This is a genomic window from Enorma burkinafasonensis (assembly GCF_902150035.1).
Taxonomy (GTDB): Bacteria; Actinomycetota; Coriobacteriia; order Coriobacteriales; family Coriobacteriaceae; genus Enorma; species Enorma burkinafasonensis.
Map to the genome: position 1 here is coordinate 1 of NZ_LR597518.1, position 19,814 is coordinate 19,814.

Annotated in this window: 16 protein-coding genes; all 16 read left to right on the top strand. The window is 53.1% G+C overall.

The window, feature by feature from the left end; translation table 11 throughout:
- The first annotated feature begins 226 nt into the window (after positions 1-226).
- The 16 genes from FS885_RS08320 to FS885_RS08395 all read left to right on the top strand — a co-directional run bounded on the left by FS885_RS08320 (position 227) and on the right by FS885_RS08395 (position 19,278).
- Positions 227-1,369, top strand: coding sequence for a sugar-transfer associated ATP-grasp domain-containing protein (locus FS885_RS08320; protein WP_144744602.1), 1,143 nt, complete (start codon positions 227-229; stop codon positions 1,367-1,369).
- Positions 1,370-1,396: 27 nt separating this feature from the next.
- Positions 1,397-2,611, top strand: coding sequence for an ATP-grasp domain-containing protein (locus tag FS885_RS08325; protein ID WP_144744603.1), 1,215 nt, complete (start codon positions 1,397-1,399; stop codon positions 2,609-2,611).
- Between the two features lie 82 nt (positions 2,612-2,693).
- Positions 2,694-3,230 (top strand): hypothetical protein, encoded by a 537-nt coding sequence (locus tag FS885_RS08330; protein WP_144744604.1) that lies wholly within the window; start codon positions 2,694-2,696, stop codon positions 3,228-3,230.
- Positions 3,231-3,641: 411 nt separating this feature from the next.
- Positions 3,642-5,066 (top strand): hypothetical protein, encoded by a 1,425-nt coding sequence (locus FS885_RS08335; protein ID WP_144744605.1) that lies wholly within the window; start codon positions 3,642-3,644, stop codon positions 5,064-5,066.
- Positions 5,059-5,871: a glucose-1-phosphate cytidylyltransferase gene (gene rfbF, locus FS885_RS08340; protein ID WP_281281398.1), complete on the top strand. Its 813-nt coding sequence runs from the start codon at positions 5,059-5,061 to the stop codon at positions 5,869-5,871. The genes FS885_RS08335 and rfbF overlap by 8 nt, the downstream gene beginning before the upstream one ends.
- A complete protein-coding gene (rfbG, locus tag FS885_RS08345; protein WP_222419901.1) occupies positions 5,853-6,944 on the top strand; it encodes a CDP-glucose 4,6-dehydratase in 1,092 nt (363 codons plus the stop codon). Before rfbF ends, rfbG begins: the two co-directional genes overlap by 19 nt.
- Before the next feature lie 66 nt (positions 6,945-7,010).
- Positions 7,011-8,342: a lipopolysaccharide biosynthesis protein RfbH gene (rfbH, locus tag FS885_RS08350; RefSeq protein WP_144744606.1), complete on the top strand. Its 1,332-nt coding sequence runs from the start codon at positions 7,011-7,013 to the stop codon at positions 8,340-8,342.
- A 1-nt stretch (position 8,343) separates the two neighbouring features.
- On the top strand, positions 8,344-10,191 hold the full coding sequence (locus tag FS885_RS08355) for a thiamine pyrophosphate-binding protein (protein ID WP_222419902.1): 1,848 nt from the start codon (positions 8,344-8,346) through the stop codon (positions 10,189-10,191).
- Entirely contained in the window at positions 10,184-11,110 is a 927-nt protein-coding gene (locus FS885_RS08360) for an NAD-dependent epimerase/dehydratase family protein (protein WP_222419903.1), read from the top strand. Before FS885_RS08355 ends, FS885_RS08360 begins: the two co-directional genes overlap by 8 nt.
- 18 nt (positions 11,111-11,128) lie before the next feature.
- Positions 11,129-11,914: an aldolase/citrate lyase family protein gene (locus FS885_RS08365; RefSeq protein ID WP_144744608.1), complete on the top strand. Its 786-nt coding sequence runs from the start codon at positions 11,129-11,131 to the stop codon at positions 11,912-11,914.
- 2 nt (positions 11,915-11,916) lie between these two features.
- On the top strand, positions 11,917-12,576 hold the full coding sequence (locus FS885_RS08370; RefSeq protein ID WP_144744609.1) for an HAD family hydrolase: 660 nt from the start codon (positions 11,917-11,919) through the stop codon (positions 12,574-12,576).
- A 6-nt stretch (positions 12,577-12,582) separates the two neighbouring features.
- Complete coding sequence (locus FS885_RS08375; RefSeq protein ID WP_222419904.1) at positions 12,583-13,611, top strand: glycosyltransferase family 2 protein; 1,029 nt, start codon at positions 12,583-12,585, stop codon at positions 13,609-13,611.
- Positions 13,608-14,666 (top strand): polysaccharide pyruvyl transferase family protein, encoded by a 1,059-nt coding sequence (locus tag FS885_RS08380; RefSeq protein ID WP_144744610.1) that lies wholly within the window; start codon positions 13,608-13,610, stop codon positions 14,664-14,666. The genes FS885_RS08375 and FS885_RS08380 overlap by 4 nt, the downstream gene beginning before the upstream one ends.
- 15 nt (positions 14,667-14,681) lie before the next feature.
- Positions 14,682-16,595 (top strand): glycosyltransferase 87 family protein, encoded by a 1,914-nt coding sequence (locus FS885_RS08385; RefSeq protein ID WP_144744611.1) that lies wholly within the window; start codon positions 14,682-14,684, stop codon positions 16,593-16,595.
- Between the two features lie 28 nt (positions 16,596-16,623).
- On the top strand, positions 16,624-17,901 hold the full coding sequence (locus FS885_RS08390) for a Coenzyme F420 hydrogenase/dehydrogenase, beta subunit C-terminal domain (RefSeq protein ID WP_281281399.1): 1,278 nt from the start codon (positions 16,624-16,626) through the stop codon (positions 17,899-17,901).
- Between the two features lie 105 nt (positions 17,902-18,006).
- Positions 18,007-19,278, top strand: coding sequence for a lipopolysaccharide biosynthesis protein (locus FS885_RS08395; RefSeq protein WP_144744613.1), 1,272 nt, complete (start codon positions 18,007-18,009; stop codon positions 19,276-19,278).
- Positions 19,279-19,814: the final 536 nt, after the last annotated feature.

The following is a 19,814-nucleotide window of genomic DNA, read 5'->3' on the forward strand; positions in this document are numbered from 1 at the left end:
CCGGACATGCCGTCCTCCGATCTCCCGGGGCCGGCCGATCCGGCCCTCAGGGTATCGGGTTCCCACATTCATCCGCACATGTGCGGATGAATGTGGGAGGTGTTCGGATAAAGTTGATAATCAAGGCCTCGCTATTCGGTTCGGCGTTAGCTGGCTAATTCCGCGCACAGAGGCGAGCCGCGTGGCATAATTAAACATGTCGTATCTCTTTCGCTGAGGAGTTGTGATGGTGGTTAACGAGCTGAACGATATGCTTAGCAAGGGCTTTTCGAAAAAGATGGCCTCTCTGTACCTCAATAATCTGGAGCGCGAAGTCCGTGACGGCTTTTTCGATGCAGACTACCTTGCGTGGGCGCACGAGCATGGCTTTTACGGTGAATCTGCGATTGCCTACGGATTGACCGACGAGAACATTTCCAACTATCTAAGTGATTATGACTATTGTCGCGCTTGGCCCCTGAATGATTGGCAGCGCATTTGGATCAATGACAAGCTCACATTCAAATATATCTTCGCGGGCACGAAGTTCGACAAGTATCTTCCCGAAACGTATTATTACCGCGCGCAGGATCGACTGGTTCCCCTCATCGATAGCCATATGCAGGAGGGCATATCCGGTTTCCTGGACCTTCTGAAAGAGAAGGGCGAGTTCGCATGCAAGCCGTGCAATGGTGAGTGGGCTCGTGGCTTCCATAAGCTCTCGTATCTCGATGGCCGATTCATGATAGATAACAAGCCTTCCGATGAGGAATCGGTGGTCGACTTCGTCTCAACCCATGCTAATTTGATCTATACGGAGTTCTTCCACCCCGATGCGCAGACTGCGCGCATCGACCCACTTATCCATACGCTGCGCATCCTCATGATCAACCAGACGGGAGCAGATCCTGTTCCCGCGGCATCCTATCTGCGTTTTGCCATGGGCGCGAACAATGACGATAGCAAGGCAAATTATCATCGACCCGAATCGAAGGACATAAGCTCCTACAACGTCGGTTTCGATATGGAGACCGGCAAATTCGGTGGCGGCCATATCATTTACGGATATAAGCGCATCGATACCGATCTGCACCCCGATAGCGGTGTCGAGGCAAGCGGTGTTATCGAGAACTGGCAAGAGATTAAAGAGATGCTCATTGAGATGTCTTTGCGCATCGGTCCCCTTGAGTATCTCGGATACGATCTGGGCATGACCACCAAGGGTCCCAAGCTCATGGAAATCAACTCCCATTCCGGTTGCAAATATCTGCAAGTGTTTCGCCCGTACCGTTCGGATGAGTTCCTCAACAGCTTCTTTACGAGGAAGCTTGAAGCGGTCGATCGTCTCGATGCCGATGCCATCCTCCGTCGCAATGCACTTGCGAGATAGCACTAGAGCGCGATTCGGTGATATGTCATGAAGTCAATATTGTTGCTGGGCGGGTCTCGTCAGCAGGTTGTGGCAATCGAGACGGCAAAGCGCTTGGGATATCGAACGGTGCTATGCGATTACCTGGTAGATAATCCAGGGCAATATGCGGCTGATGTGTACTATGGAGAGAGCACGACAGATCGTGAGGCCGTTTTTCGCATCGCTCAGGCGGAGCAGGTATCCGGAGTCCTCGCGTATGCTTCTGATCCCGCGGCGCTATCGGCGGCATTTGTAGCCGAGAAAATGAATCTTCCCGGCAACCCGCTGCAATCCGTTGAAGTGTTAAGCACGAAGCACCTGTTCAGATCGTTTTTGGCAGGACATGGATTCAACTGTCCCCGTACCTTGTCGTTTAACTCTTCGTGCACGGCGGGTGATTTGTTGGCTGCGTGTCGCGATATGACGTTTCCCGTCGTCGTTAAGCCTACCGATTCGAGCGGTTCGAAAGGCGTCAGTGTCATCGACGAGGCGAGCGAGGTGACCTTTGCGAAAGCGCTGGAGTATGCGAAGGCGTTTTCGCGCAACGGCGTCATTCTCGTAGAGGAGTACATCCGCTCATCGTTTCCTCGGGTGATCGGGGGCGATGTGTTCGTTGTCGACGGTCGAATAGCTTTTTGGGGGCTCATGAGCTGCCTGCGCGACTCGTCGGGCGGTGGACTTGTTCCCATAGGGGAGCGGTATCCGTCCGGCGCTTCGGATCTTCAGTTGGAGGCGATAAAACGCGAGCTCTCGCGCCTGGTGTCCGAATTGCATATCGCCTTTGGGGAGTTTAACGTCGAGGTCATTATCGGAGACGGTGGCAAGCCATATGTTCTTGAGTTCGGCGCGAGGGCCGGCGGTAACATGATTCCGATTCAGCTTTCTGACGTATCCGGGATCGATCTGGTGGAAGCCAACGTTCGCTTTGCGATGGGAGATTATTCCCAGCCGGTTACTTTTTCTGGAAACGGCGGAGCATATGCGACATATGTTCTCCATGCGCAAAAATCGGGGGTATTACGGGACGTATTGATTTCCGATTCGATTGCCCCAAAGGTTTACCGTCGTGTTATGTATCGCAATATCGGTGAGCCCGTCGAATCATTCGTAGGGGCAAACAACGCTATCGGCATCGTTTTCATGCGATTCGAGTCGGTCATGCAAATGGAACGCGACCTTCAGTCGATAGGAAATCAAATCAGGGTTGTGATTTCTGAATGAGAAGCCCTGCTGCCATGGATTGATAGCTCGTTTTGGCTTATCCATTTTATGCTGTTTAATGTGATGGAATGAGGAGCAGTCTGTGAACGACAACGTTGATATCGCCTTAGCCATGTGCCTTGAAGACCTCACATTGCTTGACTGTTCTTTTCACGCCGCAGCTTCGCTCAAGGGCAGAACGCTGGAGCGAAAGCTTTTCGTCGGTAATCCTGAAAAGCGTTTTTCGCTGGATGTGAAGCAGAGGAAAAACGTCCTGCAAGCAACAGTAAACATTCAATTCGGTCTTGTTGATCATTTTGACGAGCGCGCCCAAGGCGATTTAGAGGTCATGCACTTCGGAATTGTGGGGGGAGCGGTGATAAGCGCGCCCATCATGGGTGATGCCGCTATCGCGCCAAGACATCTTGCTGGTGCCGATAAGCCGGAGGACCATCGTGACCAAGCTATGGAGCGGGCGATGAGGCTGGAGGCGATTAAGGCGGTTTACAGCATGGCAATCGGAAAGCTCGCCGAGCTATCGTCTATGTCGCCTTTAGGGCTCATCACGCTTCCGCTTATCGATTCAGACGAGATGCTCGACGACATTGTAAAACGGGAACGGGACTCCAGCGTGAAATGAGTCCCTGCTGCGACCTTTATCAGATAGCGCCGTAGCGGTTAATCTGCCTAAATTACGCAGAATGGCTTCCTCTCCCACGCTGCCGTCTCTTAAGCATAGAATATCTGTATTTGTGCAGGGGGCACTCGTTGTTTCGCCGGTTGCCCGAGTTGAAGTGGTCATCATATGCTCGCATTTGTCACACGGCATTCAGGATCATGCAAAGCAGTGTCGCTTTCATGGGATCTGATGCGCCCGCTCGCTTTGACATATGCGCTTCTTCCAGTTGCAGTTTTCCTCTTAGGGTGGCTCCGTGCCAGTTTTGCTATCGCTGCCACGCTTATATTGTTGTTAGTTTGGCTTTGGTCGTCCTCCGTTCGGGTCAGACGCGCTTGCCCCCTTTGGTCACCCAGCGTAGAGTTGCTTGATGCCATGAACCCCGCCTCCCGCACCGGTGAGGAAAAGGGCTCTCATGCTATCCAGGTATCTCGAGCCGCACTGCTGTTGCTGGCGCTCGTTGCATCTTTGTGGGTGTTCTTTTCCGGCATCGGTGGATTCTGGGCCCAAAGCACCGATTTTACGGCGAGGAATGGCATTTTTCGCTGCCTTGTGCTGGACTCTTGGCCTGTATACTTCGATGGCGGCGCATCGTCTCTCGTCTACTACCTTAATCACTGGCTCCCCGCTGCGGCGCTGGGCAAGATCGGCCACCTCCTTTCAGGGGATGCCGATTTAAGCATGCGGATCGCCAATATCGCCCTCTATGTTTGGTCGGTGGCGGGAGTATTCCTCGTCGAGCTCTTGGCGCTGCTGGTTTTACGAGTCTCTTCAAATCGCGATTGCCTTATTGCCGTCTTGGTACTGGTGTTCTTCTCAGGTTGTGATGTTGCGGGAATCATCCTTCGCTGCCTTATGGGGTCCTCGGAGGTTGCCGCCCATGCCTTCGGAACGATGCATCTTGAGCAGTGGGCGGGTAGCTCATACGTGCAGTATTCGAGTAATACGACGTTGCTGCACTGGGTGTTCAATCAGACGATTATTCCGTGGGTCTGCACCCTATCGGTTCTGTTGGAGCGTGACCATTCGCGGTACGTCCCCTTTGCGCTTGCCTGCTTCGGCGCGGGGCCGTATCCATTCGTGGGGCTCGTCGCCCTGTGCCTTGTTTTGGGGATAAGCTCCTGCGTTCGTTCGATTCGAGGCGGCAACGCTTTGCTTTGGCTGCGCTCCGTCTCCTCCCCGGCGAATCTTTGCGCGGCTCTTCTTGCGGTCATTTATCTATTCTTCTTCCTCGGCAACCACTCGGTCGCTTCAAGCGGAGACCGTTTGCAGCCATTCGGCTTGGCTCCGGGGGCAACGCTCAGGCTGATAGTCCTGTTCTACATTGTCGAGATCGGGGTCTACCTGGTGCCGTTGTTCTCTAGATATAAAAAGAACCCGCTGTACTGGTTTTCCGCTATGTTGCTCGCAATCCTTCCGTTTATTCATTTGGGTAGCTGGTATGAGGTTTGTTTTAGGGTTTCGATCCCGGTCCTGCTCGTGATCTGCCTCATGAGCGCACGGTTGATTATCGAAGCGGCGCCTTCGTTGCTTGTGCGACCGGTTGCGGAGACTGCCATGCCGTGGCTTCTTGTCATCGTGCTCTCGATTGGAGCGGTGACCCCCTTGTTCGAGTTCGCGCGGGGGGCGGTTGCGGTGTCGCGCTTCGGTGTGGAAGGGGCGGTGCAGCCAGCTGCGGATATCGGTTCTGCGCATGTGCAAGAAGGGGCTCAAAGCAATTTCAAAGCACCCGTCTCCGACGGGGGTGTATTCTTTACGTATTTAGCACAACCCTATGAAGAGGAACAAGACGATGGATAAGAGTAGACGCGACTATAAGAATATGAAGGTCGTCATTTTGGCCGGCGGCTTCGGCACGCGAATTTCCGAGGAAAGCCATCTTCGCCCTAAACCGATGATCGAAATCGACGGGAATCCCATTCTCTGGCACATCATGAAGATCTTCTCTACGCAGGGATTCAATGATTTCGTGATTTGCGCTGGCTATAAGCAGCATATGATCAAGGAATATTTCGACGATTACTTCCTTCACTCCTCAGACGTTACCTTCGATTACCGAGATGGGCGTAAACTGGTGACGGTCCATGGAACGCAGGTTGAGCCGTGGCGCGTGACGGTTGCCGATACTGGTTACGGAACGATGACCGGTGGACGCGTTGGGCGCATCAGGGATTATATTGGTGACAATCCCTTCATGCTCACATACGGGGACGGCGTTTCCGATGTTGACTTGTCCCAGCTCATTTCGACCCATCGGGCTTCATCGGATTCCATCGTAACGCTGACCGGGGTCGCTTTGGCGCAGAGCAAGGGTGTGCTCGGCGTAGAGTCGAGCGGTAAGATCCGTAGCTTCCGTGAGAAGAGGGACTCCGATGGCTCGGTGATCAACGGGGGCTTCATGGTTTGCGAGCCGGAACTGTTCGATTATATCGACGGGGATGGTTGCGTGTTGGAAAGCGGGCCGTTAACCGTTTTGGCCGAAGAGGGAAAGCTCTCGTGCTATCGGCATTACGGATTCTGGAAGTGCATGGATACCCAGCGCGAGCGAGAGCAACTCGAAAAGCTCTGGGCATCAGGCGATGCGCCGTGGAAGATCTGGAGGTAGTGGTGGCATTACGGTATGGAGTCGCGAGTGGCTTCTGGCAGGGCAAGCGCGTTTTTCTCACGGGGCATACGGGCTTCAAGGGTTCTTGGATGACCGCTGCCCTTGTGATGGCTGGTGCCGATGTCTATGGGTATGCGCTTGAGCCAGAGGGTCCGAGCGCTCTTTACAACAGGGCGCGGCTCGATCGGTTCGTCCATTCATATATCGCAGATATCAGGGATGCATCTCGACTTTCTGCTGCCATCAAGGATGCTAGGCCCGACATCGTGGTGCATATGGCCGCCCAGCCGCTGGTAATAGATAGCTTTACTCGGCCGGCGTATACCTATGAAACCAACGTGATGGGTACGGTCAACATCCTTGAGGCGCTCCGTTCGACTGACGCAGCTGCTTCGTTCCTGAATGTAACCACGGATAAGGTGTATTTCAATGAGGAGCGGCCCGGCAGGCGCTATCGTGAGGGCGACCGGCTCGACGGCTTCGACCCGTATTCCAATTCAAAGTCCTGTTCCGAACTCGTGACGGCAACGTATGAGAGAAGCTTTTTTGCGCAGGACGGCCCAGCCATATCCACCGCGCGCAGCGGGAACGTAATCGGCGCCGGGGATTGGGCGGATAATCGCATCGTTCCCGATTGCGTCCGTGCGGTGCTCGCAGGGGAGTCGATAGAGATTCGAAACCCCAACTCAACGAGACCGTACCAGCATGTTCTCGAACCGATTTCCGCGTATATGGAAATCTGCGGGTCACAGTTCGATGACCGCGGCTTAGCCTCCTCGTATAATGTCGGCCCCGATGACGAGAGCTGCGTTACGACCGGTGAGCTCGCCGACCTGTTTTGTTCGAAGTGGGGGAACGGCGCCACGTGGAAGGCGGTCGATGTCGAGGGTCCCCATGAGGCGAATTTCCTTGCGCTCGATCACGGTAAAATAACCAGCGACCTTGGCTGGATGCCTCACTGGGGCATCGAGGAGGCCGTCGCCCAGACAGCTTCTGGCTATCGAGAGCTTGCGGAAGGTCTCGATGCGTGGAAAATGCTCCAAAAGGGCATCGAAGAGTATTTCGGGATGTGACGGATAAGACGGTTTGACCACAGGGTATCGCATGGGCTGCATGCAACCTGATTCGAAAGGGGAAAGATGTTCGAGGGAATGACCGAGGCTGCTGCTCGTGAGCAGATCCTTGCATCGGTGCGTGAATATACCGCTGCATATAAGATGCCCAAGAAGTGGGCTCCGGGAGAGAGAATCGGATACGCTGGCCGTGTCTTCGATGATGACGAGGTATGCTCTCTTGTCGATTCGTCGCTTGATTTCTGGCTCACGGCCGGTCGTTACACGGAGGAGTTCGAGCAGGAATTCGGCCGCTACCTTGGCGTCCCGTTCGTTGCGGTGACCAATTCCGGTTCCTCGGCGAACCTCTTGGCGTTTTCCGCTCTTACGGCTCAAGAGCTGGGTGAGAGGGCAATCAAGCCCGGCGACGAGGTCATCACCGTCGCAGCGGGATTCCCTACAACGGTGGCGCCCATCATTCAGTTCGGCGCCGTTCCTGTGTTCGTCGATGTGACCATCCCGCAATACAATATCGACGTGACCATGCTGGAAGGCGCATTTTCCGAGCGTACGAAGGCGGTTATGGTGGCCCATACGCTCGGCAACCCTTTTGATGTGCGCGCGGTTAAAGAGTTCTGCGACCACCATGGCCTCTGGCTGGTCGAGGATACCTGCGACGCCCTGGGATCCGATATCCGCATGGGGGATTCCATGCGCAAGGCAGGTACTATCGGGGACATCGGCACTGCGAGTTTCTACCCCGCCCACCACATGACGATGGGCGAGGGGGGTGCGGTGTTCACCTCGGATCCGCTGCTGAGCAGGCTCATCCGCTCGTTCCGTGATTGGGGCCGTGACTGCGTTTGCACCGGCGGCCAGGACAATCGCTGCGGGCATCGATTCGATGGCCAATACGGCGAACTGCCCTACGGATACGACCATAAATACGTTTATTCCCATTTCGGTTATAACCTGAAGATCACCGACATGCAGGCTGCCATCGGATGTGCCCAGCTTCGCAAGCTGCCCCAGTTCGTCGAGGCGCGCAGGCGCAACTGGCGCATGCTCCGTGAGCTGCTTGCAGACTGCTCAGACAAGCTCATTCTTCCGGAGCCGCTTGAAGGGTCGGACCCCTCCTGGTTCGGTTTTGTTCTGACATGCGCCGAGGGCATTCATGCAGCTGATGTGACGCGACGTGTCGAGGGTTTGGGCGTTCAGACAAGGCGGCTGTTCGCCGGTAATTTGGTGAGACACCCATGCTTCGACCCCATTCGCGGATCCGATGCGTATCGGGTGATCGGCGAGCTTGCCGAAACCGACCGGATCATGAACGATACCTTCTGGTTGGGTGTCTATCCCGGTATGGATGAGGACATGATCGTATATATGGCCGATGCCGTGCGCAAGGCGGTGTCGTAGCGTGAAGATTCGCGTAGCAGATTATCTTGCCAGCCGCCTTGTTGAAGAGGGGATAGTCGATTGCTTCTCGGTAACGGGGGGCGGTGCGATGCACCTGAATGATGCCTTTGGGCACCGGGAAGGGCTTCGCGTCACGTACAACCACCATGAGCAGGCGTGCGCCATCGCCGCTGAAAGCTATGCGCGGTTGACGCAGCGCATCGCGGCGGTTTGCGTTACGAGTGGCCCGGGCGGAACCAACGCGCTTACGGGTGTGTTGGGCGGATGGCTCGATTCCATCCCCATGCTCGTGTTTTCCGGTCAGGTCAAGTACAGCACGACGATTGCCTCGACAGACTTGCCTTTGCGTCAGCTGGGAGACCAAGAGTACAACATCGTCGACTCGGTGCGCCCCATGACGAAGTATTGCGCCATGGTAACCGATGTCGACCGCATCGCATACCATTTCGAGAAGGCGCTGTATATCGCGACGCATGGTCGTCCGGGTCCATGCTGGCTCGATATCCCGCTGAATGTGCAAGCTGCGATCGTAGATACCGATTCATTGCTACATTTCGATCCCGATCATGACGATTTCGGATCTGGATGCGGGCCGCTCCGTTTACAGGAGCGCGTGCAGTGCGTGGAGGATGCAGCAGTTGATGAGGTGTTTGCGGCTATTCAAGCTGCGAAGGCACCGGTTATCTTGGCTGGCGGCGGAATCCGTACAGCAAAGGCATACGAGAGCTTCCTCGAAGCGATCGATTGCATGGGCATTCCAGTGTGTACGGCATGGAATGCTCATGACTTGCTGCCTGATGAGCATCCGTTATATGTTGGTCGTCCGGGTACGGTTGGAACCCGTGGCGGAAACTTCGTGCTCCAGAATGCCGATCTCCTTATTTCTCTCGCTTGTCGCCTGAATATTCGGCAAATCAGCTATAACTGGGAGAACTTTGCACCCAACGCATACAAGATCGCCGTCGATATCGATGCGGCGGAGCTCGCTAAGCCCACGGTCGCCATCGATATGCCCATCCATGCGGACGTGCGCGACTTCCTCGATGCAGTGATTCGCAGCGGTAAACAGATCGCTCCCCGGGAGCACGCCGCATGGCTCGAGTGGTGCAAGGGGGTCAACGATCGTTTCCCGGCCACCCTTCCCGCGGTGAATTCTTCGGGTTCTCCTCTTAACCCGTACGGGTTTATCGATGTGCTGAGTTCTCACGTCCCGAACGACTGGTCCATCGTGGCGAGCAACGGTTCTGCCTGTGTCATAGGGTTCCAGGCATGGCGCGTTAAGTCCGGTCAGCGGCTGTACACGAATTCTGGTTGCGCTTCGATGGGGTACGGCCTTCCCGCTGCGCTCGGCGCCGCCATTGCGCGCCATGGTGATCCCGTTCTTTGTCTTGAAGGGGACGGGTCGCTCATGATGAACCTCCAAGAACTCGAGACAGTCGCATACAATCGGCTTAACGTCAAGCTTGTAATCATTAACAACGATGGATACCATTCCATCAGGCAGACGCAGACGAATACGTTCGATGCACATTTCACGGGCGTCGACGAGCAAAGCGGCGTGGGCTTCCCTCGTTGGGAGGCTATTGCGCGTGCGTTCGATTTCCCGTTCTACCGCATTGGGGATGGTGGCGAACTGACGGATACCATCGATGGGTTCCTCGCATCCGAGGGACCCGCGGTGCTCGAGGCTGTGGTCGACACCGGCCAGTTCTTCGAACCCAAGTTGGGGTCTAAGCGCCTACCAGACGGTTCTATGGTCTCTCCCCCCCTTGAAGACATGTCGCCGTTCATTCCGGATGATGAGATGCGTGCGGTGAAGGCTTCGTTGGCGGAGGCCCTCGGTGAATGAGATTTCCTGCGCCGTGGTCACCGGTCCAACGGGCGTGGTGGGGACATCTCTAATAGATGAGCTGGTGAGGCAGGGCGTTGAGGTCTATGCCGTGCATCGACCGGACTCTGCGCGCGTGGACGTGATTCCGCGCTGCGATTCGGTACATGCCGTTCCATGTGACTTGCATGAGATCGATCGCCTGCCGGGTCTTATCGATAAACCCGTGGACGCTTTTTTCCATCTGGCTTGGAGCGGGACGTTCGGTCCCGCTCGACAGGATTGGCTAAGGCAAGAGAGGAACATCGCCTTCACGCTTATGGCGGTTGAAGCCGCGAAGGAACTCGGCTGCTCCGTGTTCGTTGGCGCTGGGTCGCAAAGTGAGTTCGGGCATGTTGAAGGCGTTCTGTCTCCCGACCTCCCCTGCAATCCCGACAATGGGTACGGAGCCGCAAAGCTTGCGGCTTCCGTAATGAGTCGAGCCCTATGCTCCCACTTAGACATGCGTCATATTTGGTGCCGTATCGTAAGCATTTTTGGGCCACGCGATGCGGGCCATTCGCTTGTCATGAGCTGCATAAGGGAGCTTTCGCAAACGGGGCATTTTGCGTGCACGCCCGGGGACCAGATTTGGGACTATCTCTTTTGCGAAGACGCGGCGCGCGCCCTCTATTTGGCGGCGCGCGAGGGTAGAGACGGCGCTGTCTATGTGGTGGGGTCCGGCCAGGTGCGGCCGCTTCGAGACTACATCAGCATAATCAGGGACGCGGTCGATCCGACGGCAACGCTCGGGTTCGGAGAGTTGCCCTACTATCCCAACCAGGTTATGCACCTCGAGGCGGATATCACCAGCCTGACTTCAGATACGGGCTTTGTGCCCTCATGGTCTTTTGTAGAGGGAATCAAGAAAACGGTAGACTGGTATAAGAGTCGCCAATGACGGAAGGAGTCTATAGCTATGAACGCTACTGGACGGAAGATGCTCGAGATCCTCAAGGAGCTCAAGGAAGATTGCGGTTGCAAGGCCATCAAGGCTGAGTTTGAGGCTGAGGGCTCTCGCACCGACGAGATGATTATGCTTAACGAGGTGATCAACCGCGCTGATGTGCCCCTCACCATCAAGATCGGTGGTTGCGAAGCGGTGCGAGACCTCGATCAGTGCAAGCTTCTCGGCGCTGCGGGCGTTATGGCCCCAATGATCGAGACCCCCTTCGCCCTGTCGAAATTCAAGGGTGCCGCGCAAAAGGTATATGGCGACGAGATGGGATCCGTGGAGTGGATCATCAACGCGGAAACCATTACCTGCCAGCAGAATTACGATGCGATTCTCAAGGAAGGTGCCGGCTTCCTTGATATGGTCGGGGTCGGCCGCGTCGACCTCTCGTCATCCATGGGGCTCACCCGTGCCGATATCAATAGCGACACCATGTTCGAGGCCGTTTCGGAGATTGCGAAGCGTTCACGTGAGGCGGGCTTGCGCGTGTGCTTCGGTGGCGGCATCTCATTCGATGCCATCCCCTTTATTCAGAAGATGACGCCCCTTGCCGATCGTTTCGAGACGCGTAAGGTCCACTTTGAGATTACGGATGACGAGCGCGTGCTTCGGCGTGGAATCTTGCTGGCGATGAAGTTCGAGGCGCTGTATCTCGAGTCGAAGTGCACTTTCTATGACCGCATGGCGGGTGAGGACCGCGAGCGCATGAAGATGATGTACGAGCGCATTGCCGTTGCCGAGGGTAAGTAGCGTTGCCTAAATTCGAACTTGCTGTATTCGATTTAGACGGCACGCTGCTGGACACCATAGGGGATGTTGCCGAGTGCTTCAATGAAGCACTCCGGTGCAATGGCTTCCCTGTTCATCGAGTGGATGAGTATCCCGGTCTCGTGGGAGGAGATCTCGAGGCAATCGTCTCGAGACTCCTCCCTGAAGGGTCCCGAGATAACGGATGCGTAGACAGGGTCAAGGAATCGTACCGCAGCATCTATTCTGCAAGCGAGAAGCCCCTGACCCGTCCCTATGAGGGCATCTATGGGCTTTTAGAGCAGCTTGAGTCCTCATCTGTGCATCTTGCAGTGAATACGAACAAGAGCCAACGCCTCTCCGAGGAATGCATGCGTCGCTTCTTCCCGTTTTTTACCGGGAAGATCGTTGGCTACGATGAAAGCAGGCCTTCTAAGCCGGATCCGTATGGCCTGAATTCGATACTCGGGTATTTCGGGGTTGCTCCAGAATCTGCCATATACATCGGTGACGGCATGACGGATATGCTCACCGCCCGCAACGGCGGCGTCTCCTTTGCGTATGTCACCTGGGGCCAGGGAAGCGATCCTGTTCTACTGGAGCGTTGCGATTACGCAATTCGACATGCGAGCGACCTAAATAGGCTGCTCATGGGGGTTGAGTAAGAAAAGATGTCCGAAGACTACCAGGTTCGCAAGGAGCGTGGGCGGATGGGCGGGCTCATCACGGTGATGATACCGTGCTATAACGAGGCCCTCAATGTCATTCCCATGCACGATGCCGTGACGGAGCAGTTCACGAAGTACCTCCCTGGCTACGACTATCGCATTCTGTTCATCGATAACCATTCGACAGACGGAACGCGCGACAAGTTAAGGGTGCTCTGCGCGTCTGATTGTCATACGCAGGCGATATTGAACTCTCGTAATTTCGGGCAGTTTAACTCTCCTTACTACGGTATGTGCCAGGCCGAAGGCGACTGCGTGATCAGCATGTGCTGTGATTTCCAGGACCCTCCAAGCCTTATCCCGCGTCTTGTTCGTGAGTGGGAGCAGGGGCACGATGTCGTGTGCGCGATCAAGGCTTCCAGTGAGGAAAATGGCATTCTGCGCTGGTTGAGATCGATCTATTACAAGCTCATTCATGAAATGAGCAGCGTAGACCAGATCGAGCATTTCACCGGTACGGGCCTATACGATAGAAGCTTCATTGAGGTGATGAAGCGCCTCGATGATCCTCAGCCGTTTTTGAGGGGTATTGTCGCGGAGCTCGGGCCCGCCAATCGGAAGGATATTCCTTACGAACAGGCCGAGCGTAGGGCGGGTAAAACTCATAACAATTTTTCCTCGCTCTATGATGCCGCGATGCTTTCATTTACGAGCTATACGAAGGCACCGATGCGCATCGCTACACTTATCGGTGTCTTCGCTTCGGTTGTTTCGTTGTGTGTTGCGATCATCTATTTCGTAATGAAGATGCTCAACTGGGCCACGTTCCCTGCTGGATCGATTCCGGTGCTTCTGGCTGTTTTGGTGCTCGGGTCACTTCAGCTGACTTTTATCGGCATACTGGGAGAGTACGTTCTCACGATCAACAGCAGAACGCTTAGGCGTCCGCTTGTTATCGAGGAGGAGCGACTGGGGGAGTGGATGATTGCTGCCGAGCGGGAGCAGCGTGGTGAAAAGGAGAAAGTGCGATGAAAATCGGGATCGTTACAGTCTACTTCGCTGATTACGGCTCGTTTTTCCATACGATGTCTTTATACAATTATCTGGAGAGTCTCGGCCACGATTGCGAGCTCGTTAGCTATTCGATACGAAGGCATTACTCGTGGAAACTAAATTCCGTTTACTATTTCGAGAAATTCTTTCCCAAACCGTTTCAAAAGTTGGCGGCTCGGCTTGTTCCCGCCTATAACACCTTCCGTATTCTGAAAAGGGATCTTGAGGGAGTATCGATATCTCCGAACTATAGCTGCATTCAAGAATTGGAAGATCGCTACGATTGTATCGTCATCGGAAGCGATGAGCTTTGGTCTGCGACGAATCCAACGATTAACTTTGTTCCCGCGTATTTTGGCCTGGGCATCACCAAGCCCCATTTTTCGTATGCGACCTCTGGTATTACCCTCAAGAATCCATCACCTGAATTGCGTCGCCAGATGAAAGAAGGGCTTGACGGTTTCTGTGCCATTTCCGCGCGAGATCGTATAACCTGCAACTGGGTTGAGGAGCTGACAGATAAAACATGTGTGGAAGTGCTCGATCCCACTTTGCTATATCCCTATTTCGCGGACGAAGGCGCCGCAGATAGCGATTATATTGCAGTGTACGGAGAGCATTTTTCAACCGAGCAGGTGCGTGCGATTACCGCGTTTGCCAAACTGCATAATAAGAAGCTTCGCGCTATTTCGTGGCGACATGAGTGGTGTGATGAGTTTGCGACGCCTTCTTGCGCAGATGAGGTTCAGCGCGAATTCGCTAACAGCTTCTACTGCATGTCCTCAACGTTCCATGGAACGATATTCTCGATATTGCATAAACGGAATTTCACATGCTTTACGTCATCGCTCAGGGGCCTCAAGGTCAAGACTCTCCTTGAGAAGCTCGGTGCAGAGGATCGCTTGTTCGTCGGCGGGGAAATCGTTGATAAACCGGTTGATTATGCAAAGCTATATGAGTCGATTGCTGCTCTTAGGACCTCATCCGAGACATATATGACTTCTGCGCTGAAGGCTGTTGGGTCAAGGGGATAAGCTAGGTTGCGACTGATGGATAATTCAGAGCATTTCACGACCGATTACGAGGTTGTTTCCCGGTCCTCTTTCCTTCTGCATCATCGGAGGGATGACTTCGGTGGCAAGGCACCCCTGGAGCCCTTCCTCACCCAAATTCCAAACAGAAAGCGCCTGTATTATCTTGCGTGCTTGATATTTCTGGCGCTCTTCTTCATTTCACTTGTCATTACGGATCTGCACACGCTGCATTTGTATCTAACTTCATTCGACAACGATACATTTATGGATTTCTTCAATATGCTTGCAGCGAATATTGAGGAATATAGGGCTTCTAGATATGCGACCCAAACGATCTATCCGCCGCTGGCGAATGCGATCTACCTCTTTCTCGCATCCCTGCTTTCGCCTTTCTCGCAGTATCGATTGAGCCATGCGGTTAATAAGGACGAGCTGTTCCTCCAAGAGCCTCTCATGCTGTTTGTAATATACCTTCTCGTGACTCACTTGATGTTGATTATCGTGTTGTGGAATCTGAAAAAGGGAAAACCGTGGGAAAGATGGCTGTTCGTGGGAATCTTTCTAGTATCTGTTCCCATGCTGTATTTATATGAACGTGCCAACAACATCATCATTGCTTTGGATCTCACGCTGCTCTTCTTCTGTCTCAAAGATTCTAAGCATGCTTTTGCTCGCGAGATTGCTTTAATCTCGCTGGCCTTGGCAGCGGGAATCAAGCTATATCCTGCGATCTTTGGATTCCTCCTTGTTCGAGAGGGGAGACTGGGGGATTCAGTTAGACTCCTCATATACGGTATTCTCACGATCGTTCTGCCGTTTCTCTGTTTCAATGGAATATCGGACTTAGCGACATACATTAGCAACCTGATTAATGGTTCGGGAGCGCTTTCAATAGGGAGGGAAGGGTTTCGGCTCAATTTTGACGCGCAGTTCTCCTTCTTCTTATCTGAGTGGCCCTGGTTGATCGAGCCTGTCAGCAAGGCGTTCCTTTTCTTTTCGATTGTGGGCACAGCCTTATCTACAGTATTCGCTGCCTCGTCTTGGAAAGTCGTTCTTCTTTATACGTGTCTGCTTATGGGTATCCCGAGTGTGAGCTACGAGTATGCAGCCGTTTTTCTCGTCGTTCCGCTTGCCCTATCGTTGGATGACGATACCAGCTGGAATGCTTTCGATTACGCCTATCTCATATTAATGGTGGCCGTCCTCATGCCCGTTTCATTATTCTGGTTTGAGGGGGCAGGCCAAGCGTATTACTCATCTATGTTGCGGACTATTCCGGCAAATATAGCTGGATGCTCGGTAATATTGTTAACTGTTTTGGGGATAGTCGATTCTTGCTTCGTTTCCAATAGGCTGATGGCTTCCTCTGGAATGACCATTGATGTCTCCAGCCGATTTGCAGGGATTCCGGTTGCCCTGCTTGCCATACCGATGCTCATCTCGGTTGTTTTCGGTTATTATTCGGGAGCCGGAGCTCAATACTATGTTTCAAACTACATCCGATACACGATGAACGACATCATTCTGATGGGTTCGGGCGACTATATCAGGCAATCGTTCGTAACGAACGGCAGTCAGGTAGATGCGATTGCCATTCGCCTGGGGACATTCGATGATGGTGAATTAACAGTTCGTCTTCTTGATTCAGAAGGAAATGAGCTCTGTCGTTCAACGCGTTCTAGCACGCAGCTTGTGCCTTCTACGGTGAACGCGTTTTATTTCGATGATCCTGTCAGTGTCGAAACCGATTCGCTCTATACATTGGAGGTCTCCTGGCTCGGGGAATATCCGGATGATAATCTCCTGACGTTTCACTCTGTTCCAGAATACGGAAATAAAGTTGAAGATGGTTTTATTTTCAGCGTCGGTCTTAATACTGTTCTCGACTGGGATTACTGCCTCTCCTTCGCGGTGATTCAAGAGCGGTAAGTAGAAGCGGCCGGAAGGGCGGTTAGTGGTGCTTTGTGATAAGGAAAAGTGCACGGGTTGCGGAGCATGCATGAACGCCTGCCCAAAACGGTGCATATCGATGGCGCAGGATGACAACGGTTTTCTTGCACCCGTTATTAAGATGGATTTATGCGTGCATTGCGGCCTGTGCGACCGGGCATGTCCCGAGTTGAATCCGCAGATTCCAGCCAGGGCGATTCCGGTGGCGTTTGCGGCGTGCAACGCGGACGAATCGGTTTTGGAAAGAAGCGCCTCCGGCGGAATGTTCAGCGCCCTCTCGAAACAGGTTATAGAAAACGGTGGGTACGTTTTCGGTGCTGTTTGGGGGGAGGAATTCTCTTGTAAGCAGGTTTGTGCCAAATCGATGGACGAGCTCGATTCGATGCGTGGATCCAAATACGTCCAAAGCAGTACGGAGGACACCTTCCGTCAGGTCAAGCAGGCATTGGATGACGGCCGAGAGGTGCTTTATTCAGGGGTTCCCTGTCAGTTGGCCGGGCTATACGGATATCTCGGAGGAGATAGGGAAGGGCTGATAACGGTCGATCTGGTGTGTCACGGCGGGGGTTCCGTAGGGGTATTCCAACAATATCTTGCCTATAAGCAAAGCGATCGTAAATTGGCCGGAATAGACCAAACGTCGAAAGTGAACGGCTGGACACCTTTAATTCAAAAAACCATTCGCTTCGAATACCATGACGGCACCGTCGAGTATATCGATTCTTCGCAAGATCCCTATCTAGGTCCATTCCTTGACGGGTTATTCTACCGTGAATCCTGCTATTCCTGTCCCTATGCCTGTGTTCCAAGAGTTGCGGACATAACGCTTGCCGATTATTTCGGTCTTGGAGCGGTGCATCCATGCACGCTTGATGTATCAAAAGGCGTTTCGCAAATTCTGATAAACAGCAAGAAGGGCGTCGACCTTATCAATCGCTGTCGCGGAAGCATCACATTGGAGCAGAGGAAGCTCGAGGAATGCATGATGTTTAACGGTTGTCTATTGGCGCCTTCACATCGCTCGGCCCTTCGCGATCAATTCCTTGAATCATATCGAAACGGTGAATCGTTTAATAGTTTGAGGCGCTACCTGGATGAGCGAGATTCTTATTCAAAGAACAAAAAAGTAAGAAGGATGATAAAAGGCCTATTGGGGCATAGGCTTACGGCTCTAGGCATGTACTGCGTATACGTCCTTCAAGGCAAGCGGAAGATTGTCAAAAAGAGGATGGCCGATCTGGAAAGCACACTTCCGGCAATCGATGCTGCATCGATTGATCGATGACCATCTCACTCATCATGCTTACGTACTCGTTTTGCCGTTCGTTTGAATTGTGCTGTCTATCGTGAACTATTGAGCTTTTGATGTGATTTGCAGGATGTTTGGAAGATGAGCGTGGGGACAAACGAAAAGCCTGCCGGCAAGGCAGTTTTCTTCTGGAATACGCTGGGAGGGTTTCTTTCCGCATTTCAATCCGTGGCCATGTTGATGGTGATTACTCGGGTTGGAAATGTCGTTGATGCCGGCATATTTAGCATTGCATATGCCAACGCAAATGTCTTTTTGAACGTTGGCAAGTTCGGTGTCAGGAATTACCATGCGTCCGACATCAAGGGTCGTTTTTCACTGGCCACTTATTTTTATGCGCGTGTGTTTACGACCGTAGTTATGGTGTTGCTAGGGGCAGCGTATCTTTTTTATTCGGCATCGCAATTGCATTATGCGCCCACAAAATCTCTGGTCATTCTTCTCACGCTGATTTTCAAGGCTACAGATTCCATCGAAGATGTGTTCATTGGAGATTGCCAAAGGCGGGGCAAGCTTGATGTCGGCGCTAAGGCGCTATCAATTCGCTTCGCTACTAATATTTTGGTGTTCAGTGTCGCGCTTGTCCTTACGCAAGATATGGTGCCCTCACTGGTCATCGCCACTGTTTATTCTCTGCTATATGTGTTGCTGGAGCCATTTTGGATGAAATCGAAACGCGGGCTTACCTCGTTTGGTGATGCAAGCGTTTCTGGTGTGGTTAAGCTGTTATTTGAATGTGTGCCGTTATTCTTGGCAACGTTCCTTCTCCTCTATATCGGGAATGCGCCAAAATATGCTATCGATGCCCAACTCGACGACGCATCGCAAGCATACTACGGCTATATTTCCATGCCCGTTCTGGTAATCAATTTGCTTTCCTCTTTTATTTACAATCCGTTTTTACCGGCATTAACGAGTGCCTGGACAAATGGAGAATGCTCTCGTTTTTTACGAATGTTTGCACGCCAGATGGTTTATATCGCCGCGGTAACTTGCATGTGCGTTATGGGAGCCTTTTTTATCGGTGCGCCTGTTTTAGGGGCCCTGTATAACGCGGACCTCGAGCGCTACGTCATCGACCTCCTCATTTTGCTGATAGGAGGGGGTTTTATGGCAGTTGCATCGCTTTTTACGCTCGGAATTACCATTATGAGAAGGCAAACCACACTGATTTGGGGTTACGTAGCGGTTTCTTTGACTGCGCTAGTTTTGTCTAATTCAATTGTAGATCTGTTTGGAATCAGGGGTGCTTCGTTGCTCTATTTGCTTCTTATGTTCGTACTCTCGCTCTGGTTTGGAGCCGTGTTTGTTCTGGGCGCCCGTTCGAGAATACTTTCGCATCGATCTCGATGATTCGGCAAATTGAAACGCATAATGGAACATCATTATCCAGCAGGGTGGCGTCAAGGTGTATGCGTGCGCATCGATCTCCTTTCGGGACGGTTTGTGGGCCTCGCTCTTATATATATAGACTCTTTTGCGCTGGTGGGGATGCACGCCGAGCGGGATTGCCGGCTGTTTTGCGGCAACGTTTGCGTCGTATTCCATTAGCGCCATCGTACTTCGTGGGTCGTGTCGAGATGATGCGAATGCTTTGATCAGCGATCAACCGGGGCGGGTCCTACTTTTTTCTACGAGGATGCCCTCGGGCTTTTATTGTCAACCGGATTGTCTACGGGTCTCCCCACCGGTTTATCCTGAGAACTACCCTCATTCGATGTGCTACATTATGCAAAGCTTGGTTTTATGCTGCTGCATGAAGGTTTCTTCAACGGGAGATACATGTATGGGCAAAATGCATATCCAACACGAATGATCCAGGGGAAGACGAAGGGTTTGACATGGGAATACTCAGCTTCCTAATCCCTCTATCCGGGTTGATCATCCTC